This is a genomic window from Arthrobacter sp. UYP4 (genome assembly GCF_057291175.1).
Genome location: NZ_JBXAVU010000003.1, coordinates 109180 through 132425 on the forward strand (window position 1 = coordinate 109180; position 23246 = coordinate 132425).

The 23246-nt window shown below is 69.8% G+C and carries 12 protein-coding genes; 7 read left to right on the forward strand and 5 right to left on the reverse strand.

The features are described 5' to 3' along the window. Nucleotides 1-37: 37 nt before the first annotated feature. Nucleotides 38-793 carry a MerR family transcriptional regulator gene (locus tag AC0Z9V_RS12755; RefSeq protein ID WP_485141743.1) on the forward strand — a complete coding sequence of 252 codons (756 nt, stop codon included), beginning with the start codon at nt 38-40 and terminating at the stop codon, nt 791-793. Between the two features lie 98 nt (nt 794-891). Here AC0Z9V_RS12755 and AC0Z9V_RS12760 read toward each other — a convergent pair whose 3' ends face one another. From AC0Z9V_RS12760 to AC0Z9V_RS12775, 4 genes are all read right to left on the reverse strand, one after another. After that, a complete protein-coding gene (locus AC0Z9V_RS12760) occupies nt 892-1659 on the reverse strand; it encodes a type 1 glutamine amidotransferase domain-containing protein (protein WP_208740508.1) in 768 nt (255 codons plus the stop codon). Between the two features lie 111 nt (nt 1660-1770). Next, nucleotides 1771-2547 carry a hypothetical protein gene (locus AC0Z9V_RS12765; protein WP_208740507.1) on the reverse strand — a complete coding sequence of 259 codons (777 nt, stop codon included), beginning with the start codon at nt 2545-2547 and terminating at the stop codon, nt 1771-1773. An 885-nt stretch (nt 2548-3432) separates the two neighbouring features. Continuing rightward, on the reverse strand, nt 3433-9330 hold the full coding sequence (locus AC0Z9V_RS12770; RefSeq protein ID WP_485141744.1) for a DUF6531 domain-containing protein: 5898 nt from the start codon (nt 9328-9330) through the stop codon (nt 3433-3435). A gap of 278 nt (nt 9331-9608) precedes the next feature. Beyond that, nucleotides 9609-9890, reverse strand: a complete 282-nt coding sequence (locus AC0Z9V_RS12775; RefSeq protein WP_133080355.1) for a pyrophosphorylase — start codon at nt 9888-9890, stop codon at nt 9609-9611. Between the two features lie 212 nt (nt 9891-10102). On the opposite strand from AC0Z9V_RS12775, the gene AC0Z9V_RS12780 reads away from it, so the two are divergent. The 4 genes from AC0Z9V_RS12780 (at nt 10103) to AC0Z9V_RS12795 (ending at nt 20990) form a co-directional block, all read left to right on the forward strand. Further along, nucleotides 10103-13219, forward strand: a complete 3117-nt coding sequence (locus AC0Z9V_RS12780; RefSeq protein WP_485141745.1) for a hypothetical protein — start codon at nt 10103-10105, stop codon at nt 13217-13219. After that, entirely contained in the window at nt 13216-14562 is a 1347-nt protein-coding gene (locus tag AC0Z9V_RS12785; protein WP_485141746.1) for a type 1 periplasmic-binding domain-containing protein, read from the forward strand. Before AC0Z9V_RS12780 ends, AC0Z9V_RS12785 begins: the two co-directional genes overlap by 4 nt. Nucleotides 14563-14623: 61 nt before the next feature. Beyond that, nucleotides 14624-18922, forward strand: a complete 4299-nt coding sequence (locus AC0Z9V_RS12790) for an FtsK/SpoIIIE domain-containing protein (RefSeq protein ID WP_133080352.1) — start codon at nt 14624-14626, stop codon at nt 18920-18922. A gap of 85 nt (nt 18923-19007) precedes the next feature. After that, nucleotides 19008-20990 carry a serine/threonine-protein kinase gene (locus AC0Z9V_RS12795; RefSeq protein WP_485141747.1) on the forward strand — a complete coding sequence of 661 codons (1983 nt, stop codon included), beginning with the start codon at nt 19008-19010 and terminating at the stop codon, nt 20988-20990. Between the two features lie 25 nt (nt 20991-21015). Here the strand turns inward: AC0Z9V_RS12795 and AC0Z9V_RS12800 are convergent, their stop codons facing one another. After that, on the reverse strand, nt 21016-21357 hold the full coding sequence (locus AC0Z9V_RS12800) for a hypothetical protein (RefSeq protein WP_485141748.1): 342 nt from the start codon (nt 21355-21357) through the stop codon (nt 21016-21018). Between the two features lie 194 nt (nt 21358-21551). Here AC0Z9V_RS12800 and AC0Z9V_RS12805 point away from each other — a divergent pair, with 194 nt between their 5' ends. Then, the gene (locus tag AC0Z9V_RS12805) at nt 21552-22007 is read left to right on the forward strand and encodes a 23S rRNA (pseudouridine(1915)-N(3))-methyltransferase RlmH (RefSeq protein ID WP_459268875.1); all 456 of its coding nucleotides are present in this window, start codon (nt 21552-21554) and stop codon (nt 22005-22007) included. Nucleotides 22008-22077: 70 nt separating this feature from the next. Beyond that, on the forward strand, nt 22078-22794 hold the full coding sequence (locus AC0Z9V_RS12810; protein ID WP_485141749.1) for a DUF4232 domain-containing protein: 717 nt from the start codon (nt 22078-22080) through the stop codon (nt 22792-22794). Nucleotides 22795-23246 lie beyond the last annotated feature (452 nt).

A 23246-nucleotide genomic window follows, 5' to 3' on the forward strand; every position in this document is an offset into this window, starting at 1 on the left:
TGACCCGGCGAACGAGGACGCGGAAGGAGTGGCGACAGTGGCGTGGAGCACCCGCGAGATCGCCGAGCTGGCAGGGACGACGGTGAATACGGTGCGTCACTATCACCAGGTCGGTCTCCTCGAACAGCCGGACAGGACGTCCAACGGCTACAAGCAGTACCAGGTCAGGCACCTGGTCCGTCTCCTGAAGATTCGCCGCCTGCGGGATCTCGACGTCCCGCTCGACCAGATCGACGACGTGACCTTCGACGGCGATTCATCGTTCGAGGCGTTGAGGTCGATCGACGCGGACCTCGCCGTGAGCATCGAGAGGCTGCAGCGCGCCAGGGCGGAGATCCAGGCGATCCTCCAGGGCTCCTCCGTGACGGGCGTGCCGGCAGGATTCGAGGATGTGGCGCCCAGGCTGTCCGAGCAGGACCAGTCCCTGATGCTGATCTACTCCCAGCTGTACGACGACGACGCGATGCAGGATCTGCGGTCCATGATCCGGCAGGATCCGGAGTCGCCGGGCAGGGAATTCGACGAGCTGGCCCCTGACGCCGACGAACCAGCACGTGCCGAACCCGCCGAGCGCTATGTACCAACCATCGTCGATGCGATCAGGAACTACCCGTGGCTCACGGAGCCCGGGAAGCACCTGTCGAAAAGTCTGGAGGTCACCCGGAACACCGTCGTCGAATCGATCGCGTCGCTGTACAACCCGGCACAGCTCGACGTCCTTGCGCGGGCAAGCGTCATCGCCGGAACCATCCTCGAGAGGGAACGGGGCACGACGGACGAGCAGACGCCCTGAGGCCGGGCCCCGTCACTTCGGTGTAGCCGGACCTACGCACTCTCGTCGGGGGACCCGCGGAACGGACGCCGCGGGTCACCCGACGAGACCATCCGACGTCAGTCCTCGTCGCCGGCCGCCGCGGCCTTGACCGCATCCTTCTCGGCGCGCAGGGCCTCCGACTCGTGCTGTTCCTCGGCTTTCTCCTGGCGGATGACCACCGCGAAGAGCTTCTCCATCTCCTTGGCCACGCCCGCTGCCGACGCAGGGTTCTGGCCGGTCACGAGCCGGTCGTCGACCACGACCTTCTCCTCGAAGACGTCGGCGAAGACATGGGTTGCACCCTGTTCCTCGAGACGGTCCGCCAGGAAGAAGGGAATGACCTTGTCCTTGCCCGCGGCGACCTCCTCGTCATTGGTGAAGGCGGCCACCGTGCGGCCCTCGACGAGGCGGAACCCGTTGTCCAGTTCCACATTCACCAGTCCGGCAGGCCCGTGGCACACCGCGCCGACCAGGCCGCCTCCGTTGTACACGGCAGCCACGAGCTTTTGAAGGCCCTCGCTGTCCGGGAAATCCCACATGGTGCCGTGCCCTCCCACGAGGTAGAGGGCGTCGTACTGGGCGGGATCCACGACGTCGACGCGGGCCGTGTTGTAGAGGCCGGCGCGCGTGGTCTCATCCTCCGTGAAGGCCACCTGCACGGGATCGGAGGTGTCCACCTCGTCGCGCGGGGGTTGCCCGCCCTTGATCGATGCGAAGTCGACGAAGTGCCCGGAGTCCTTGAAGACCTTCCAGGGATGTGCAGCCTCGGCCACGTTGTAGCCCGTCTTCTCCCCCGTGTCGCCGATCTCGGAAACGCTGGTCAGAACCATGAGGATCTTCTTCATGGGGTGCTCCTTTCGTCAGCTCCCCACCCTACGCCCGGGTATCGGCACTCGGCCGTCGTCTACGGGTGTCCATCAATTCCCCGCACTTCAGCTTTCAGCAACGAAACGACACTAGCGGGCCTGCAGGCGGGTGCCCTCGGCCTGGTTGCCTTTCTCCCACTCTGATCCGAACGAGGACGCTCCCGGATCCGCGAAGAAGTCGCCCAGCGCCTCCTCGACCGACTCGACATCGTGAACGAGCCGCAGAGGCATGAAGCCCTTCGGGCCTCCCATCGGTATCTCCACCGACTGATCCGGCACCGGCCCTGTGCGCACCAGGACCGCCCATGATCCTTCGTCGGAGGCGTCGGTGGTGCGATGGCAGATGAAGCCCGGGTGCACGGCACCGGCCACCTCGAACCGCGCGCTACCCCGCTCGACGGACACCCGCCCGCCCTTCGTGCCGTCCAGAGCACGCAACGCACCGGCAGCCGCCTCCCTTGCCTCCGCGACAGTGCGCATACCTCGACCGCCAACTGTCCAAGCAGCACGCTCGGGAGCCGGCTTCCTGTTCTTCGCTGCGATCCGCCACGCAACGCCCAGATGCGTCCCGGCCACGAACCCTCCTATCCAGGCAATGCCCGCGGAACCAGCCACGTCGATGCGGACGAAAAGCACCAGGCCGACCGCCAGAGCGCCGAGTAAGCACAGCAGCGCCAACCAAGCGTGACGCACCCCGAATCTGAACAGACACGCGCCCAGCAGGACACTCGCAGCGAGGGCTGTGAATGCGGGCCACGACGCCTCGAGTTGTCCAAGGACGATCAGCGCAGCAGTGCCGCAGGCGATGGCAATGCCGAGGATCAGGTATCCCAACCCCGACTCGCTTTTATGCGCAGTGCGTTTCATAAACCTCTTCATCGTCTCTGATCAGCCAACCCGACCGTCCCACAAGTGATGAGTGGGCTCAGGACGATCTATCCGGCGAAAAAACCGCCCTCGACAAGGATCGCTTGCGCGAACGCCCCTTGGAAGAAGACGCAAGCAGCGATGATGACAGTCCCGAGAACCCTCAGGTACGGCCTCATCCCCTGCGCCAGGACTCACACTATCGCTCACCATGGCGCTACTTCTGTCTTTTCGGCAACGAATTCCGCGCTCTCAACAACAGCCCAGTATGAGACCGGCCGGAGAGTTCATGAGATAAGCCCCCATCAGCGGTACCTGTCGGTGGCTTCGCAACTTACATCAAGACGAAAACGACAGGGCCTTCGTTGCGATAAACAGGTCAGTTCCCTGCCTGGCTGCCACCCCTGGCGGAAATCCAGATGCCCCTTCCCACCGATCCCCGCTCGCCCCTCCTAAGGGCTGCGGCGCCGCAGCCCTTGGGAGCACGTTTCCACTGGGACTTTGTGCGGTTCACTTGGGTAGCAGCATTCCCCGAGCTGCATTCCAGTGGATGCTGAAGTGGGCCGGCCGGGACATCTCGGGTCCAGCGTGGCGAGAACGGCCCGAACCGGCTCGAAGACTAGCGAGCAGCCCTTTGACTACATCTAAGGATCTCTTTGCCTAAGCTCGACTTGAACGACCAGGAATCCGATACCTGACGCGCGGCTGAGTCCAACAGTTCTCGAACTCGTTCGGATTGGCCCGCTCCTGCCGAGATTTCAGCTCTTCGAAGTAGACTTATGACGGATTCAAGAGACGCGTCGGACGCGCTGGTTGCGCGTTTTCCAGTGTCGAGCGCCAATTCTTCCCCCAAAGAGGCCAGCAGGCTACTCAAGTCCACGGTCATCACTCCACTCTCACCAAGACGTTGGGGTCGGGGACATAATACTGAATGCCGCCGCCTGGATACCCGAAGTTGGGACCAACCCTCCCGGATATGTACTCGGAACCTTCGGTAATCCTGAATTGCGCCAACCGTTCCATCGTGTTCACAGACGGCAGAGCCAGATCACTCCTGGTGGCAGGGAGGTTAGGCGTTATGTATCGGCCGAGTGCCTCAGACCCGCCACCGAAGAATCGCAGTCCGTACTGCGCGGAGCCAGCAACCTCCAACGATACCGTTCCCGGCTGGAATGACTGCAGAGCCTCTTTCCTGTATTCGCGAGGAACTCCAAGCTTCTGCAGCCACGCAGACGCGTCCTGCACTCCCGCGTAGGGGTTGGGCGCAAGATCGGCGAGTCTCGTCACTGGCGGGGCTGGTAGTCGGACCTTCTGGGCGGCACCACCCAACGGAATGGCTCCAGTGCCGCCGCCTATAGCGGTGGCCCGCGCGAGACCCGCTGGAGTGTGAGGTCCGGGCCCGGCAACGTACGCGCCCGCTCCACTGATCGCCCCCTCGACACCGTTCGCGACCGCCACCCGGGCCACGGGGTTGCTGACCATCCTGCCGGCCGCCATACCTACTCCGCCACCGACCATGCCAAGACCACCGGAGATGGCGGCTTGCCCCCAGTTCACGTCACCGGTGGTGGCCTTCTGGATCACAACGTCGGCGCCGAAACTGATCAGTCCCGCTCCGACGACCTGCCCACCCGGGACGAACAGCAACGCCGCTCCGCCCACGATGGCCGCACCTCCGACGACGTATTCCCAGTTGTCTCCGAGCCAATCCCCGGCGGCGGCGATGGCACCGCCGGTGGAACCGTCGTAGGCCTTCAGTTCATCGTCGGTGAGAGGCCTCAACCCGGTGGGGTCGGTGGTGTTCAGTGGGTTGTTGCCGGCGTAGGCGTAGGGGTTGCCGTCCCAGCCCGCGCCCAGGACCGGGGCTAGCGGGTCGGTGGAGAGGAAGCCCCTGGTCGCCGGATCGTAAGCGCGTGCGCCGAGCCATTCCAGGCCCGCGACGCCCACACCACCATGACCGGTGAGGCCGACACCCGCCGGCAGCACCCCGGCCGGCCCCGCGCTGGCATCGAGTCCGGCAGTGCCGGCCCCGGTCATCCCAGCGGGAGTCGGGATGATGGGGGTGCCGAGAGCTGCCCAGGGGTCGGTCTCGTCGGTGGGACGGGCGGCCCGCCATCCCGACGCGGTCCAGGCGTCGCCGATCCCGGTGACGCCGCCGGGCAGGGACAGCACCTGCCCACCACCAACACCAGCGATGCCGGTGGTCCCTGCCCCCGCGATGCTGTCACTGAATGGGGTGATGTCGGTGAGGGTGGGGATGGGGTTGGCGGTGTCCCACCAGAGGCGCGTGCCGTCGATGCCGGCGAGCTCGCCGAGCGCGTCGACCCACAGCTCGTGTCGGGACGTGACACCCCCGTCGGGGGTGCGCTCACAGGTGCTCTTCAGCTGGCCGGTGGGGCCCCAGGCGTATTCGGTCCAGGACCCGTCGACGCCGATGAGGCGGGTGCGCCGACCCAGCCCGTCGTGGATGAACTCCGTCCGGGACCCGTCGGGGCCGGTGATGGCGAGGAGCTGACCCGCGGCGTCGTAATCGAACACCCGTGTCCCCGCGGGGGTGCTCTCGCGGATCAGGCGTCCACCGGCGTCGTACTCCCACTCCGAGGCCACTGCCGGCAGCTGCTCCCGCCCCGCTGCCGATGAGGCGTCAGGCGCCGGATCTGATGCGGACGCGTCCACGCTCCTGACGGGCGTGGTAGTGGCGATGATCATCTGCCCGGCTCCGTCGTACCCGTAGCGGGTGATGACCCCGGCGCGGGTCAGGGCGGTGATCCGCCCGTCGTCGTCCCGACCGATCAGCGTCACATCCGTGCCCGCGGTATTGCTCGAGGCACTGTCAGAGCGGCCCACGTAATCGGCGCGTCCCTCGCGGGTGGAGGAAGTTGTGCGGGTGTGCTCGGTCAGGGTGCCGTTGCGGTAGGTCCATTCCTGGGCGAGGTTCCCGGCGGTGACGCGGGTCAGGCGGCCGGACGCGTCGTGGGTGAACACCGCGTCGCCCAACAACGGGTTGGTGACGGTGGTGAGCCGTCCGGCGGGGTCGTGGGTGTAGGTGGTGGTCGTGCCGCGGGCGTCGGTGAAGCTGGTCCGGTGGCCGTCGGCGTCGTACGCCCACGACAAGCCCTGCCCTCCCCGGGTGCGGGAGGTGAGCTGCCCGCGCCGATTGAAGCCGAGTTCGTGATCCACGACCAGCCCGTCAGCACCCGCACCGGCGCCGACGTTCCCGGTGTGGTCGGTGATGACGATGCGCCGGTTCAGGGCATCGCGGTCGACGGAGGCGATCAGCCTTCCGTCGACCGACGTACTTTCCTCCTGGCCGGCGGTGTCATAGGTCCAGATGGTGGTGTGGCCCTCGGGGTCGGTCTGGGACAGCTGCCACCCGGCCGGGTCGTAGGTCGCGGTTGTGACCCGCCCCAGCGGATCCGTCACCGAATCGACCTGGTCGGTGGCGGTGTAGGTGCGGGTGGTGACCCCGCCGAGGGGGTCGGTGATCCGGACCAGGCGTCCCCGGGCGTCGTAGGCGAAGTACGTCTTTCCACCGACCCCGTTGATGGTGGAGGTGAGCTCTCCGGCGGTGTTGTAGGTGAAGCGGCGGGTCCCGTACCAGGTGTCCTGCGAGTACGTCAGGCGCCCGCACCCGTCGTACCCGTACCGGGCGGTCCCGTTGCCGGGGGTGCGGCGCAGGATCAACCTGCCGCACGCGTCATAGGTGAAGGACTCGACCTCACCCGTGGGCAGGGTCCGGGAAGCAACCCTCTGATCGGCGTCATACGCCAGCACGGTGGTCGCGCCGGTCGGGTCGGTGGTCTTCCACGGCCGCCCGCACGCGTCGTACTCGTACCGGGTCACCGCGCCGACGGGCGAGGTGATGGAGGTGATCTTCCCCGCCGCATCCCGGCCCAGGATAGTGAAGCCGCCCTCCCCGTCGAGCAGTTCCACCGGGTTCCCGGCCGCGTCATACGTGATGAGCTCCGCCGACCCGTCCGCGCCGGCCACCTTCGTGGGCCGCCCGTACGCATCGAAGGTGTAGGTCGCGGATGCGAAGGCGTCCGTGATCGTCGCCGTCCCCGCCGTCCGGTCGGTGGTGGTGTCGGTGCGGACTCCGGTCGGATCCACGACCGCGGTCAACGCACCGACCCTGTCGTATTCGCGGACCCAGTCATGGCCGGCCGGATCCGTGATCCCGACCAGCCGCGACATCGCGTCATGGGAGAACCCCCAGGAGCCGCCGTCGGGCAGCACCGCCGCGGTCACGTTGCCGAGCTCATCCACCACCCGCTCGATCACTCGCCCGAGGGGGTCGGTGGTGCGGACCAGGTCCCCCGTCGGCCCGTACTCCAGCTCGGTCCGGCCCCCGTCCGGGGCGACCGACGCCGTCATCCGTCCAGCCGGGTCGTGCTCGAAGGACCACACCGCCCCGTCCGGATCCTCACGGCGGACCAGCAGACCCGCCGCGTCATAGCCGAACCGGGTTGCGGCCCCGGACGGGCTGATCGCCGTCACCGGACGCCCGGCCTGGTCCCGGACGATCCGGGCAACATCCCCGACAGCGTTGCGGGTGGCGACCAGGTCCCCGAACCCGTCGTACTCGAAGCCGACGCTCACGCCGACCGGGTCCGTGACCCGCACCAGCTGGCCGTCATCCCACTCCAGCATCGTCCGGCCGCCCAGGGGGTCGTGCACCACGCACGGGTCCCGGGTGATCCCATCGGGATAGTCGTAGCTGACCACGGACCCGGTGGCGGTGACCAGGGTGGTGATCCGGTCGTGCTCGTCCCACCCGTAGGTCAGGTCCGCGCCCTCAGGGGTCACCGTCCGGATCCTGCGGCCCCGCTCGTCATAGGCGTGCACCGTGACGGAGCCGTCGCGCTCGGTCAGGGACACCAGGTTCCCGTGCCTGTCGTAGGCCATGGACTGGCGCCGGTCCTCCGAATCGAGGACCCCGACCAGGCGGCCCTTCGCATCCGCCACCCACGAGTTGGACCGAGTGCCGTCCTCGTCCGAGACGACGGTGACCCGGCCCGGCAGGTACGCGAACCGGACCCGCCGCCCGTGCTGCGTGACCTGCAGGATCACCCGGCCCTGCTCGTCATACGTGTTCTCCGCCTCCACAACCCCTGCCGCGGAGACCACGGCGTCGATCAGGCCTTGCTCGTTCCACCGATACGACCGGGTCCCCGTCTCGGTGGTCACGCCGACCAGACGGCCGGCGTCGTCGTACCCGTACTCCACCCGACGCCCGTCCGAGGACCGCACCACGGCGGCACGCCCCTCCACGTAGTCGATCTCCAGGAAACGCCCCCGCCCATGCGACAACCGGGCCACCAGCGGCACACCACCGGCGGGCCCGCCAGCCGACACCCCGTCATCGGCAGCACCGCCGGCAGGTGCAGCACCCACAGTCACGCTCCCGCCGTCGGGCAGGCGAAGGTCAGCCGGTTCTTCGCGGATCACCGAGACAGTCCGGCCAGGTCCGGACCCGGCCCCCAACCAGAAACCGGCGAGGGAGTAGGCCCACCATCCGCCCTGGTTGTTGCGGACCACCAGCAACTCGGAGGATGCATGCACGCCGTCAGACACGGAGTCGAGTTCCGTCAGGTCCGCAGAGGTGGCGGGTTCGCGGGTGAGCCAGTAGTTCTCGCCCACGGCCCGGCCCCAGCCGGTGCCCTCGCGGGGGAAGTCGACGGCCCGGCCGTCGGCCAGCACCCAGCGGGCACCCTCGTCCGAGAGGCTCAGGTGCTGGTCCAGCACTGAAGCCCAGCCTGGACCGAACACCCCCGGCACCACCAGGCCCGAGCCCAGCGAGTTGTACATCCGTGAGAGCACCAGGTTCGAGGCCAGGCCGGTGAACCCGAGGTCTGTTTCGGGCTCGATGAAGTTCCCGGTCGCGGTGTTCACAGGATCATTCGCATACCCGCTGGTCGGCATCGCGCCCGCCGCCGTCGGCGGGTCGATGCTCAACGCCGACCGGGACGCGCTGACCCCGGCCGCGGCCAGTGCCTCGGCCAGGCCCGCATCCGACACCGTCGAGACGGCACCCTCGCCACCGGCCGCGGCGAACGCGTCAGCAACCGTGACCGCCCACACCGCATCGTTCTCATTCGCCCGCAGATACTCGCGGTAGGCACTGATCACACCGGAGGCCTCGATGGTCCCCCAGTAGCAGCTCGACGCGAACGAGGACAGGTGCCCGGACAGGGCGCCCGGCGCCGAGGACAGACCCTCGTCCAGTCCACGGGCGTTGGTCGCGAAGGTGCGCAGGTGCTCCGGCCGGGCCGAGGACGTCCCGCCCCCGTACCCACCGCCACCGGGCGCAGGTGTCTGGCGGGAACCCGTCGAGGCAGACGCCGGCGCGAACGAGGGAGCGCTGCCGGGATCCATGTTCGGGCGAGCCTCCTCGCCGAACAACCAGTCGCCGAACTGCTCGAAACCGTTGCGGTCGTTGTGCTCGCGCACCCACTCGTTGTTCTTCTTCCGCCGGGTGTCCTCCTCATGACCGGCGTCGATCATCTGCCCTACATACCCGGCGACCGTCCGCAACGCCGCCGCCAACGCTGTTGCGTCACTGGCCGCCGTTGTCGCATTCGCCTGGAAGATTTCCGAGAACCGACCCTTGAAATCCTCTCTCGCCGTCGAGACATAGGAAGCCCGGGTCGCCGACTGCTCCTCGAGCCGGGACGCCGCGGACTCGAACGCCGACTTCACCGTTCCCGCCACCCCGTAATCGAACCGCCCGCCATCGGACGCATCCGATACCGGCAACAACGGCACCTCAACGAAATCGGTCACAACCAACGCCCCCCAGAAGCAACAAACAGCAGAAAGAACCGAAAAACGACCAGCCGCCGACATTGCCGGACGGCATCCCACACCCGAAAGAGACCGTAGAACCCCGCCGGCCCGGAAATCACCTCAGGCCGGTGGAAAACGCAAAGAACCCGGGTCGGGAGAAATACGGGCCGGTGGAACTGATCCGCACCGATGAGGTGATCGCGCCGCTCGATCCAGCGGCGCGATCACCTCACCTCATATCGGCGAATGCGTACTCAATATCGGCGAATGCGTACTCAGGCGCCGCCGCCGGCGGAGAAAATGTCCTGCGAGATCTTCTGCAGCTGCGTCCGCAGCTCTTCCAGTTCCTGCTTGGCCTTGTCCAGGGCGGCCTTCGTCTCCGGCCACGTCGAACCCCGGAACTGCGAGGCCAGCGGCCCGTCCCAGATATTCGGGTCCGACAGGATCCTGCCCTGCGCATCCAGCGCCGAGATCTGATCGGTGAAACCACCATTGATGATCGACTGGACCTGGCCGATAGCAGCCTTCGCTTGCTCGGTAGACAACACACGCGACATGAAAAATATCCTCCCCAAGAGACAACCGCTTCAATGCCGGGCTGAACGACCGGCGAGCGGACGCTCGTGACGCTACCAATACCAATTCGTAAAAGCCACTACCGGAGTGAACGTCGCCTGAAACGTCCGCAACAACCGCAGGAGTGCCGGACGAAGAATGCGTTCGCCCGCACGTATGATGCTCAAGGCACCGAACGGAATTGGGGACGATCATGGCCACACGGTCTCGCATGCACCAGCACAACCCGAGGCGCCTCGGCGCGCCCGGTCGGGGGCTGAGTGCCGTCCTCGTTGCCGTGGGACTGATCGCGACGACGTCGTGCACACCCACCCCCGACCCGGAGCCGGTGTCGGACCCGGTCAAGCTCCTGCAGACCGTGCGTGTGAACCTCTCCCCTGCCGCAGGCGTGGAGACGATCGAGGGAACCACCATCTCGGTGACCGCGACCGGCGAGTCCTCTGCGAAGGACACGGAGTACAACACCGCCGATACGGTGGGCGAGCTGCCGGTGCGGGTGAGCCTCCAGTACCGGGCCGGGAACAGGTCCGGGTCCGATCTCACGGATCTCCAGGGACACACCGGCCCGGTCGAGATAGACCTGACACTCGAGAACCTCACCGTCAAGCCACAGGCCATCGAGTACGACGCGGCGGGCCAGACCCGCTCCGACACCGCCCTCGTCGGTGCTCCGCTGACGATCGCCGCATCGACGAAGCTGGAGGGCGTACGGGCGGACGACGTCACCCCGGGCTCCGCGGACGGTTCGACGGGCACCAACGGGGTTCTGAGCAGCACGAAGGACGGCTCCGCGGTCGTGCAGTGGGCCACGGTCCTGGCCCCGCCACGCTCCGGAGCCAGTACCACTCTGCGCCTCGTGGCCGACGTCGAGGACTTCCAGGTGCCCGCATTCGATCTGGCGGTGCAGCCGGGCCTGAACAACGATCTGAGCGCCGACGGCGTGGTCACCAGCGCATTCTCCTCGGGTACGGGGTCCGAACTCGATCTGCAGCGGCGCACCATCTCCCTGGTCTCCGACGTGAACATCGTGCTGACCAAGGCAGGATCCACCATCACGGACGTCCGGCAGAACCTCGAAACCACCGCCGAGACCCTGGGCGTCGAGACTGCCGGTGAACTGCGCGACAACTCCCAGGCCCTGGCCCGGACGATGCTGGACCTGAAGGAGCAGCTGCAGGTCCTCAGTGGGGACCTGGAAGCTGCGACGAACGCGACGCAGTCCACGACGATGTCCCAGCTGCAGCAGACCGTGTCCGCAGTGGACGCGATGCTGGGCGACACGTCGGCCGTGCCCCCCACGGTCCCGATCTCCGGCGACGGCTGTTCCGCCGAGGTGCCGAAGCCGGGCCAGACGGCCACCGTCTACTCCAGCATCCTGACGATGGCGGCGCAGCTCGATGCCTATGCAAAAGTCAGCGCAGACTGCCGCGACTCCGTCGCCGACTCCCTCAGGATCACGGTGGGCCCGGAGAACCCGACACCGGAGGAGTGCGCCGAACAGGGCTCGGTGACCTGTTCGCTGCGCAGTTCCGCAACGACCGTCACGGCTGCCCTGCTGGGCCTCAAGGCGAAGGGCGACGCGCTCGTCGCGGGCCTGCAGCCGCAGATGATCGAGAACGCGATCGCCGACCAGGAGAGTTCCACGAACGCGCTGGAGCAGGTGGATGCGGACCTCGAGACGCTGCTCGCCGGTGCCGCGGACGATGAGGACTACGCGACGGCCCTCGCAGCGGTGAGGAACGCGATCACGTCCGCCCGGAAGTCCGTCGCCGCGACCCGCGATGCCTCGGAGGTGGCCCGCGACAGCGTCGATGGTCTCCGGGACAAGCTGAAGGCCATCAGCGAGACAGCGGAGGAAGCCAGAGGCGAACTGGTCGACGGCTCACGGCGGGACGGCTCGATGACGCAACAGACCCAGCAGCTCGCCGACGAGCTGTGCGAGCTGGCCGAAGGCGATTCTCCCCGGAGGGGCCGGCTCTCCACGGACGAGGTGGAGGAGCTGCGCTCCTACCTGACGTCCATGCCCTGCGAGCCGTCCGACTCCGAGCCAGAGCCCGAGCCCGAGCCCGAGCCCGAGCCCGAGCCCGAGCCCACCGAATCCGAGCCCACGCCCTCCCCCACGATCATCCCAACGCCGACGCCCACCGTGACGCCGGGCGATCCCTCCGCAGACAAGCCGTCGCCAGGCGGGTCCACGACGGACGTACCGGCAACGGACGAACCGGCAACGGACGGATTCGCAACGGACGGGTCCACGACGGGCCCCACGATGGACAGCGCTGTGCACCTCCGGACGACGGTCGAGGCGCTTCCCGTGCTGGACCTGATCCCGCCCCGCGACTTCGCGGACCCGCTGGACGTCCGGCTCCGTGAGCAGGCCACCGCCTGGGACTCGGTCCTCGACGCCGTCGACACCACGGACCCGGATCAGAAGATCTCCAGGGCCTTCGACGACCTGGACGAAGCCATCACCGGCAACGACTCCGGGCTGGACGCGATCGACGAGGCCGTGAAGAAGCTGGACGAGGCCGCGACGGAAGACGTCAGCAGCACCCGCGACGAACTCGAAGCCCTCAAGGTGGTGCTCGTCGAAGCGATCGGCTCCTCCGACCTGGTGGCCCAGAGCCTCGAGGGGCTGCAGGAGCAGCAGGACGAACTCGGCGTCGAGATCAGGGAGTCCCTCCGCGACGTCTCGAAGGAGACCTCCACCGAGATCTCGAAGCTCGTCGACGACCAGGTGCGGGAGGTCGCCGAGATCGGCGACGCTGGCTCCGCCTCCGTCATCACGGCGTTCGACCGCTCCATCACCGGCCTGAAAGCGACCTCGGACGACGTCGTGACCGAGGCCGGCGGGACGGTGGACAAGCAGCGCAACGAACTGAACGAGCGCGGCGACGCCCTGGCCGCGAGCCTCGACAGGAGCACCCGGTCCTCGCTCGCGAACATCGCCTCCAGCACGTCCGGTTCCACCCGCGATGTCGAGGGCGCGAGCGCACTGCTGGCGTCGAGCCTCAACAACGTGATGCTCGATCTCGGCGACCGCACGGTGAACGGCTCCGGCCTCCTCGGCTCCATGGCCACCAGCGCAGCCAAGGCCGACACCGCCGACTTCCAGCTGGCCCTCGCCTCCCAGAACGCCGAGGGGTACACCAACATCCGCTCACGGGACGTGGACGGGCTGCTGCTGCGCCAGGCACAGTTCAAGGCCTCCCTCGCGGCCGTCGAGGAACTGCCGCCCTTCCACCTCGAGGTGCCGGAGGGCGCGACGTCGCAGACCCTGTACACCCTGACGATCGACGCCGGCGTATGAGCCCGCGCACCAGACTCATGACGCTGCTCGTCGTCGGGGCTGCCCTCGTCGTCGCGGCCGTGATCGCCCTGACCGCGGTGGTGAATCGCCCCGCCGAGGCCATCCGGCCCGACCCCGTGGCCGCAACCGTTCCCGTGGCGCTGCAGGCCGAAGGCCTGCCCGAGGACCTGACCATCGGCGTCGTCCTGACGTTCGGCCAGTCCGGCGAGCCCGGCTCCGAGTACAACCGGGCGGCTCAGGGCGCAGTCGTCGCCGCACAGCGCTTCGCCCAGGGCGGCGCCGCCCTCACCCTCCCCACCGCGAACGACCGCGGGACCGAGGACGGCGCACGCGCCGCCGTCCAGGCACTCGCCGAGCAGGGCGTGTCCGGCGTCGTCATCGCGAGTTCGGGCACGCAGGCCCGGGCGGCGGCCCAGGCCGCTTCGAAGCTCGGACTCCCGGCGATCCTGCCGTACGCGCAGCCGGCGGAGGCAGCGCCGTCCCTCTGGACCACGATGCCGTCCCGCAGCTCCGTCGACGTGGCCCTCCGGACGGCGGTGAACGGCAGGACCAGCGTCCTGCTCGTCACCGACGGCGGCCCCACCCCTGCGTCGGTACCGATCGCGCAGACCCTCGACCTCCAGGACTTCGACGACGTGACGGGCCTGGGACAGGAAGCCGCCATCCTCACCGGCGACCAGCAGCGCGCGCCGGACGCCCCCGCGGGCAACGGGTCCACGGGAGCCACCGGTTCCGCGGACGCCGTGGTCGTCTCCGCCGCCACTCCGCAGCGGCTGGCCCGTCTGGTCCAGGCCCTGCAGTCCCGGAACGTCTCCGTACCCCTGATCCTGCCCGACGGCGCGACCGCCCCGGACTTCGCCTCCGCGCTCTCCGATCTCGACGGGACCGCCTCAGGGCAGCTGGTCGGCATCGCGCCGTCCGCCGGCGACAGCGCCGCCCTGCAGCAGGACGCCCAGGGGCGCGGGATGTCCGCCTTCCTGTCCGCCGTGCGCCTGGCGGCGGGCGACGCCGACGTCAAGAACCTGACCGGTGACGCCCCGTTCTCCGCTGATGCCTGGGCAGCCGACGCGGCCAGCCACGACGCCGTCGTCGCCCTGGTGCGGGCGGTCGCCCTTGCCGGCAGCGGCGATCCGTCGGAGGTCGGCGAGGCGCTTCGCTCCGTCTCGCTGGGTCCCGGTGAAGGGCTCGCAGGACCGCCGCTGGACTTCTCGCGCCCCGAGGCGCTCACCGCCAAAGCCATGCCGGTCTACGCGTCCCCCCAGGACCTGGGCCTGCGCCCGGCGGATGAGGACGCCCCGCGCCTCGTCTGGGTGCCGGCGCCGGCCCCCACGCCCGGCCCCTGACCGAACGTCCCCGGCCCACGCTCCGTGGACGGGTCCACTCCACTGACAGAAGGATCGCCCGGTGCGCGTGCTGATAGACCTGGACGAGCGTCGCTTCGAGTGCGAGGTGGCGCACGCAGCGCCGGCCACCACGCTGGCGGACCTGGTGGAGATCGCCGGCGGGCCACGCCTCGGGCCCGACGAGTCCGTGTTCGTGGACGAGGCCGAGGTCCGCGGGTCCACCCCTGTGTCGGAGCTCGTCCTCCTGGAGGGCAGCCGCATCGCCCGGGCACCGTGGCCGGCTCCCCAGCGCGTGCGCGACTGGAGCGTGACACTCGCCGGCGGCCAGCACACCGGCACGGTGACCGACGTCCCTCGCGGTCGTGAGATGCTCATCGGCCGGTCACCCCACGCCGATCTCACCCTGCCCGCCGAGAGCGCATCCTGGGAGCACTGCCGCCTTCGCCGGGAGGACGACGGCGTGCGGGTCCTGGACAGCGGCTCCACGAACGGGACCCTCGTGGACGGCGAGAGGGTGGGGGACGACGGCGTCCTGGTCCGCGAGATCGCCACGATCACGGCGGGCGGGACAGTGCTCCTGCTGCGCCGGTCCCTCGACGAGACCCCGGCCCCCGCGCCGGGCAGCCTGCACAACCTGACCCCCGCGGCGACGGCGCCCTTCAACCGGCCGCCCCGTCCCGGAAAGGCCCCGGCGGCCGACGCGCTCATCCCCCCGAGCCCCAAGGACGTCCCGCCCGCCGGCAAGTTCAGCTACATCAGCGTGCTCGCGCCCCTCGTGATGGCCGTGGCCATGGTCATCATCCTGCGGGACCTCCGCTTCGCGATGTTCGCCATGCTCAGCCCGGTCATGGCCGTGGGCATGTGGTTCGAGCAGAAACGCCGTCACGCCCGCGGACTCAAGGACGAGGACGCCCGCTTCACCGCAGCGATCGAGGATTTCGAGCAGCAGATCCGTGCGGCAGCGGAGACCGAGACCGCCCTGCGCCACCGGCTGATCCCCGACCCCGCGACCGTCGTACGGCGCGCGGCTCTCCCCGCCACCTCCCTGTGGCAGCGCCGCGCCGACGCCGACGACTTCCTGGCCCTGCACGCCGGCACGGGCGACGTCCCGTGGAAGCCCCCGGTGGATCGGTCGGCCGGCCCCCGCATGCAGGAGAAGGTCAGGGACTCCCTCGCGGCGGCGCGCCTGCTGGCCGCACCCGTGCTGGTGGACCTCACCGACGCCGGAGTGGTGGGCATCGTGGGACCGCGGGACGGCACCCTGGCGCTCGCGCGGTCCCTCCTCGCCCAGGCCGCGGTGCACGTCGGACCCGCAGACCTGACCGTCGGCGTCTTCTGCGACGCCGGACGCGCCGACGAGTGGGAGTGGGCTTCCTGGCTCCCGCATACCCGCCAGGCCGGCAGCAGCACGGGCCGGCGGTGGATGTCCGATCATCGTGAGACGAGTCTTGCCATGCTCCGCTCGCTCAAGGACACGGTCGCCGAACTGCCCACGCCGGCCCTGCTGGTGGTCCTGGACTCCGAGGTCCTCACCGAGGGCCGGGATGCCCCGGCTCGCGCACTGCTCGGCATGGGCCGCTCCGTTCCGGGGGCCTCCCTGACGGCGCACCAGCGCACGTCCCGGGTGGCGGGCATCGTCATCGCCACGTCCGAGGAGCAACTGCCGGCGGCCTGCACCACCATCATCAGGGTGGGGTCGGATGCAGCGGCCACCGTCGAGCAACCGGAGGACCTGGTCCGCGTGGACGACGTCATCCTCGCTGGCCTCGACGAGGAGGAGGCGCTGCGCTGCGCCATGCGCCTGGCACACTTCGACGACCCGGAGCTCAGCGTCCCCGGGGCTTCCCTTCCCGCCCTCGTGCGGCTGCCCCGACTCCTGGGCTACGAGCACCCCGACCCGGCCACGATCCGCCGCATGTGGGAGACCTCCCCGGGGGTGTCGACGCCGATCGGCACGGACGAGAACGGGACCCTGACGCTGGACCTCGTCAAGGACGGCCCGCACGGCCTGGTGGGCGGCACCACCGGCTCCGGCAAGTCCGAGTTCCTGCGCTCCCTCGTGGCGGGCCTCGCGGCACGCAACGATCCCACCCGCCTGAACTTCATCCTCGTGGACTTCAAGGGCGGGGCGGCGTTCAAGGCCTGCGAGCGCCTCCCTCACACCATCGGCACCATCTCCAACCTGGACGAGCAACTGGCCGACCGCGCCCTCCTGGCCCTGGAAGCGGAGATGGAGCGCCGCCAGCGGGTCTTCGCGGCGGCCGGCGAGGGTATCGACAACCTGAACGCCTACCTCGCCACGAACCCTGCCGAGCCCATGCCGAGGCTGCTCCTCGTGATCGACGAGTTCGCGATGCTGGCGAAGGACTTCCCGGACGTGCTCAAGGCGCTCGTCAGCGTGGGGGCCGTGGGCCGGACCCTGGGCGTGCACATGATCCTGGCGACGCAGCGCCCCGCCGGCGTCGTCAGCGAGGACATCCTCGCGAACACCAACCTCCGGGTGGCGCTGCGGGTGCAGAGCCGCGAGGACTCCAGCAACGTCATCGGCGTCCCGGCGGCCTCGGCGATCGGCCGGGCACAGATGGGCCGGGCCTACGTGAAGCTCGGCCAGGACGAGATCACACCCGTGCAGACGGCCCTCGTCACGGGACGCGTGCAGGCCGGCGGGGGCGCGGCGGTGGATGTCCGCGAGGTGCGCCGGTTCGGCGTCCCCGTGCCCCCGGCGGCGGCGTCCGCAGCCGCGGCGTCGGACGAGAACGACCTCGACCTCCTCATCGATGCCGTGGTGGGGGCCAACGCCGACGCCGGCTACGCACCGCCGCGGCAGGTCTGGCCCGAGGCCCTCGGCGAACGCGTGGAGCTGGACGGGTTCCTCCCCGAGGGGCACGACGACGGCGCGGACGAACCCGACCCGCACCACCTGCCGAGGGTGGGCGGGGTGCGGGGCTCCTCGGTGCTGGTGACGCTCATGGACGAGCCGGAGTTGCAGCGCCAGTCCGCGGCGGGCTGGGACCTGTCTGCGGGCAACCTGATGCTGATGGGCGTGGCCGGTTCCGGTACGACGACCGCACTGGCGTCCATCGCGCTGTCCCTCGCCCGGGACACGGATCCGGCCGACCTCGACCTGATGGTCCTCGACCTGGGTTCGCGGGCGCTCGCGGCCCTGGAAGGGCTGCCGCACACCGTCGCCTACGTGGGTTCCGGGGCCGGCGCCAAGGAGCAGCAGGCCCGCTTCCTGCGACATCTGCACGGCGAGCTGGAACGGCGCCGCGCGGAGCCTGGCACGCACCGCCGCACCGTGGTGCTGCTGGACGGCCTGGCCTCCCTGCGGGACGAGCTCCAGGACTACGAGGGGCAGCAGCTGCTGGACCTGCTGTACCGTGCGTACGCGGACGGCCCGGCGCTCGGACTCTCCTTCGCGGTCTCCACCACACGTGCCAAGGCGGTGCCCTCGGCCATGAACGAGGTGACCCTCCAGCGGTGGCTGTTCCGGTTGGCGGACACCTACGACTACTCCTCCCTCGGCGTCCGGGGCAAGCAGATCCCGGCCGCGCTCCCGGGTCGCTGCGTGGACCCCCGCACCGCGCTCCAGATGCATGTGGCCACGCCCCGCATCGGTGTCGCCGCCGCCGTGGACCGGGTACGGCAGGGCTGGGCCGACGCCCCCGCGAAGTCCCGGGCCATCCGGCGCCTGCCTGCGGACGTCACCCTGCAGGACCTGGGGGTCGGCCCGCACCTGGACGCCGAGCCGTGGCGCATCCCGATCGGACTCCAGGAGTCGGACCTCTCCCCCGCGTTCCTGGAGGTCTACGAGGGTGAGCATGCGCTCATCGCCGGGCCCGCCCGCTCCGGGAAGTCCACGCTGCTCATGGCGCTCGCCGCGACCCTGCGGGGAGCGGCCACACCCCAGGGAGCAGCCCAGGTCTGGGGCATCTGCGACCGTCGCTCCCCCCTGGCCTCCGCTGCCCTCGACCGCACGGCCGTCGGCGCGGACGAGGTCCCGGCCCTGCTGGCGTCCCTGCGGCTCGAGCGCGGCCCGGTGTTCCTCCTGGTCGACGACGCGGAGCGGTTCGAGGACCCCGACCAGTCCATCGCCGGCATCGTGGCCTCCGGGACGTCGGGGTTGTGCGTCATCGCGGCGGGCCGGGCCGCGGATCTCCGCGGACTGTACGGACACTGGACCAAGACGGTCCGCAAGTCACGCCTCGGCGTGCTGCTGCAGCCGGATGTGGACTACGACGGCGAGCTGCTGGGTGCGGCGCTGCCACGGAAGGCGCCGGTGGCGTTGACCACCGGACGCGGATACCTCGGGGTGGGCGGACAGGTGTCGCTCGTCCAGTCGATCAGTCCCGGAGGCTGACCGGCACCTACGATGACAGGGGCCCCGACACGGGTGCGCCCGGCAGATCAGACCGACGGCGTCGGAGAGAGGGAGAGGGAAGGGTATGCAACTCGCACAGACGGGCCAGGCGCTCGGCGCGTCCTACCGCTTCGGTGAGCGGGTCGGCTCCGGAGCCGTCGGTGAGGTGTGGACCGTCACCGCGAGCGACGACCGGATCCTCGCCGCGAAGGTGCTGCTTCCCGAGCACGCCGATGACGCCTCACTGGTGGAGCGGTTCGTCCGTGAGCGGTCCGTGCTGCTCGGGCTGCAGGACTCCTCCATCGTCACGGTGCGCGACATGGTGGTGGAGGGCGCGAGGCTGGCCATCGTCATGGACTACGTCGCCGGCGGCTCCCTGCGGGACGTCGTGCGGGAAGCCGGCACGCTGCGTCCCGCGGACGCGCTGGGCGTCACCGCCGAGGTGCTCGACGCACTAGCGTTCGCCCACACCCGGGGCGTGACGCACCGCGACATCAAGCCGGACAACGTGCTCCTCGCCCGGCCCTGGACCGGGTGGACCCCAGGCGACGTCCGGGTCTCCGACTTCGGCATCTCCGACGTCGTGGGCGAGAGGGTCCGCCAGACGACGGGCCTCATCGGCACTCCGCAGTACATGCCGCCGGAACTCATCAGCCAGGGCCGCTCGGGCCCTCCCGGTGATGTCTACTCCACGGGGGTCCTGCTCTACGAGCTGCTCGCCGGACGCACCCCCTTCGCCGGCCCGGGCACGGACTTCAGCGTCGCCTACCGCCACGTCTCCGCCCATCCGCCGAGGATCCCCGTGGACGACGGCCTCTGGGACGTCCTGGCCGGGCTCCTGTCCAAGGACCCCGCGGAGCGCCCCACCGCCGCCGAGGCGGCAGCGACGCTCCGACGCCTCGCGCTGCGCCTCGCCGCGAGCGCGCCCCTCGCGCCCGGGGAAGCCCCGGCGGACTTCGACGACGTGGATCGCCCCGCCACGGTGGTCCGCGGCGCCTTCACGGACGCGGAGCTCGCAGCCCTGGCGTCAGCCCCGCCCGCCGACGACAGCACGGAGGTCCCGCGGCTCGGGGAGGCGGGCAACGCGACCATCGTCCGCCCTCTGCCGCGACGCGACGTGCGGCCGGTGGCCGGGACCCGACTCGAACCCGCGGGCGCGCGCCCGTTCTGGCGCACCCGCAAGGCCCTCCTCCTCGCGGGAACGGCTGTGCTCCTCCTGGTGGGGATGGTCGTCGGGTTCGTGGTCCTCAGCCCTGCCGAGCGGCCGGCGGCGTCCGCCGGTGCCGGCGCTCCGCTGTCGGCCCAGACGCAGGACACAGCCCTGCCCACCGGCCTGACGATCTCGCGGGCCGCAGCCTACGAGCCATCCTCCGGCCGGATCCGCCTGACGCTCACCTACGCAGCACAGAAGGCGCCGCTGTCCGGGGAGTTCCTCGAGGTGGTCCCGGGGATGGCCGAGGGTGAGGCGTGCCCTGCCGTCAGCTGGGAGGGTGCCCCCGCCAAGCGCAACCAGGCCTCCATCACCGGGCTCGATGTCGCGTGCGGCTGGACGCTGTCGGACCTGCAGGTCCCGGCGGGAGGGTCGGTCCAGGTGACTGCCTCGGTGTCGGCGCAGCCCACCGACCAGCAGGCGCTCGATGCGTGGCTCCGCGGTGGGTCCGAGGCGACGTCGGCCGCGACGCAGGACCCGGCCGTTCCGGGCACCGCCTACCCCGTCCAGCGTCTGACCGGGGTGGAGGTCCGAACCCCGGCGCGTGTGGTGACGCCGAGCCCCCTGAAGATCACGCTCATCCCCGTGTGGGCCGGCGGCCCGGACGAGCTGAACCCGCTCTACGTCAGTCCGGCGTCGGGCAAGCCGTCGCAGATGCTCACAGCAGTCGCAGGCGGCGAGGACGGAGTGCGGTTCTCCGACGGCTGCGGTGGGGCGCTCGCCGTCGACAGCTCGGGGCTCACCGTCACCGCCCTGCAGATCACGCCGGAGTGCACGGTGCGCGCGACCGTCGGGAACTTCACCGAACTGCAGTCCCCGGGCTTCGGGATCACGTCCCGCGAGGACGCGAACGGCTGACCCCGGCCCGGGTGCTCCCGTCCGCTCAGCGCCGGACGGGAGTCCCGATCCCCGCCGTCAGGCGTCGTCGTGCCTCCTCCGGAGGGATGTACTCCCCGACGGTCGGATAGGACCCGAGCGTGGCCACCGACGTGACGATCGTGTGCGGATAGACGTGCACGAGATTGAAGGCCTGCGCCCCGTCCCGGCCGCGGATCCCGCCCACGGGGACGTTGAGGTCCTGCGTGTAGCAGGTCGACGACGCGACCGACACGGGGATCCCTGCGAAGAGCGACGACGACGGGAAGTGCACGTGCCCGGCCAGGATCAGCCGGATGTCCTTCCCCGCTGTGCCTGATGCGTCCAATCCGCCGGTGATGGTCGACATTGCCGCCCCCTTCGTTCACTTCGTGGTCCTCACAGAATTTAGTAAGCGTACTTACGGTGCCGGTTACCGGGCAGGAAAGCTTCCGCGCACGAAGGTCTTGTGCAAGCGCTTGTCCTTTGCCTGGCGTTCGCCCGCAGTTCATCCCCGGGGCCACTGCGGGGCCGGAGTCCTTCCCCTGGCGATAGCCTGATCACATGGGAATCCGGGTGCTCGCAGTGGGCCGCAAGCACGAGAGCTGGGTGGCCGAGGGCATCGAGCGCTACGTGAAACGCCTCAAGAAACCGTTCGACCTGTCGTGGCAGCTGATCGCCCACTCGGCGAGGGAGCACGACGCCGCGCGCCGGGAGGAGTCCGAGCGGCTCCTCGCCAGGCTCGGTGACGACTACGTGGTGCTGCTCGACGAGCGCGGCAAGGCCATCGATTCCCCCACGCTCTCGCGGACCCTCCTGCGCCCGCTCGAGTCCTCCCGCAATGTCACGGTGATCATCGGCGGCGCGTACGGCGTCGATGATCACGTGCACCGGCGCGCCGACTTCATCTGGTCCCTCTCCCCGCTGGTGTTCCCGCACCAGCTCGTCCGCCTCATCCTCGCGGAGCAGGTGTACCGCGCCCAGGAGATCGCCGGCGGCCGGTCCTACCACCACGAGTAGGCGTGTAACGATCCCGCCACACCACGCGCCGCCTGCGGGACACCCCGATTCCCGGACGTAGGGTGAGGGCATGACTAGTCTGCTGGGGAGCAAGCGTTGGATGTCGGCCGTCACGGCCGTGGGAGTGATCGCCGTCGTGAGCGGCTGCGCGTCGTCGGGATCGGAGGACGCCGGGGTGACGGCGACCTCGTCACCGTCCTCGTCATCAACCTCTGCATCGGCATCGGCACCGTCGGCTTCGCCGTCGGCCACAGCGGAGTCCTCGGCGGAGCCGACCACCCCGGCGACCCCCGCTCCGACCGCCACGACGGAGAGCGCGACCCCGTCGCCCTCCCCCAGTGCATCCGCGTCGACGCCGGCAGCCGCCGGTGTCTGCACCGCGGCGCAACTCAGCGGCGCCGTCGAGGACCAGGCCGGCGGAGCAGCAGCCGGGAGCGTCTACAGGACGATCGTGCTGACCAACGCATCCGACCAGGAGTGCGTCGTCGACGGGTTCCCCGGTGTGTCCTTCGTCGATGCGTCCGGCACCCAGATCGGCGCTCCCGCGGATCGCGACGGCTCCGCCACGACCCCTGTGGTCCTGGCTCCCGGGGCATCGGCGACGGCCACGCTGCAGCAGACCAACGCCCAGAACTACGGCGACGGGTGCGGCATCACGTCGGCGGCCGGAGTCCGCGTCTACCCGCCGGGCGCCACCGACTCGCTCGTCCTGGCGCAGGAGATCCCGGCATGCTCGGCGTCGTCGATCGTCCTGATGACCGTCGGAACGCTGCAGCCCGCCGCCTAGCCGCGCGAACCGCCCGGTACTGCGCATGCGGCCCGAGCCGCCGTAGTCGCCACGCTGCGAGGACGAGAAACGCCGAGGTGGCCAGCGCGAGCCCCAGCGTCAGCCACGGCAGAGCCGCCGCGATGGCGACGACACCGAGGACGACCGCGGCTCCGCCCGCGGTGACCATCACGCGGGCCCGTTCCAACTGCCCGTACACTGCAAGACCGACCCCGAGCACCACCCAGGCCCCGAGTCCGTGGAAGGCCTCCACGGCACCGCCGACGAGTGCGCCCAGTTCGACGGCGACGCCGAGCACCAGATAGGCGCCCGGAGGAGCGGCAAGCGCCGGAGGGTGGGAGACGAGCCAGGGAGCAGCCACCAGGATCAGCACCAGGGTGCTCACCACGAAATAGGCCGCCGTCCGCCGCGTGTCGCCGTCGACCACGAGCGCCGTCACGGCTCCGCCGAGG

Bases quoted from the DNA above. Each gene is read 5' to 3' on its own strand.
- AC0Z9V_RS12760 (WP_208740508.1), bottom strand. From the start codon at position 1,659: ATGAAGAAGATCCTCATGGTTCTGACCAGCGTTTCCGAGATCGGCGAC.
- AC0Z9V_RS12765 (WP_208740507.1), bottom strand. From the start codon at position 2,547: ATGAAACGCACTGCGCATAAAAGCGAGTCGGGGTTGGGATACCTGATC.
- AC0Z9V_RS12775 (WP_133080355.1), bottom strand. From the start codon at position 9,890: ATGTCGCGTGTGTTGTCTACCGAGCAAGCGAAGGCTGCTATCGGCCAG.
- AC0Z9V_RS12780 (WP_485141745.1), top strand. From the start codon at position 10,103: ATGGCCACACGGTCTCGCATGCACCAGCACAACCCGAGGCGCCTCGGC.
- AC0Z9V_RS12785 (WP_485141746.1), top strand. From the start codon at position 13,216: ATGAGCCCGCGCACCAGACTCATGACGCTGCTCGTCGTCGGGGCTGCC.
- AC0Z9V_RS12795 (WP_485141747.1), top strand. From the start codon at position 19,008: ATGCAACTCGCACAGACGGGCCAGGCGCTCGGCGCGTCCTACCGCTTC.
- AC0Z9V_RS12800 (WP_485141748.1), bottom strand. From the start codon at position 21,357: ATGTCGACCATCACCGGCGGATTGGACGCATCAGGCACAGCGGGGAAG.
- AC0Z9V_RS12805 (WP_459268875.1), top strand. From the start codon at position 21,552: ATGGGAATCCGGGTGCTCGCAGTGGGCCGCAAGCACGAGAGCTGGGTG.
- AC0Z9V_RS12810 (WP_485141749.1), top strand. From the start codon at position 22,078: ATGACTAGTCTGCTGGGGAGCAAGCGTTGGATGTCGGCCGTCACGGCC.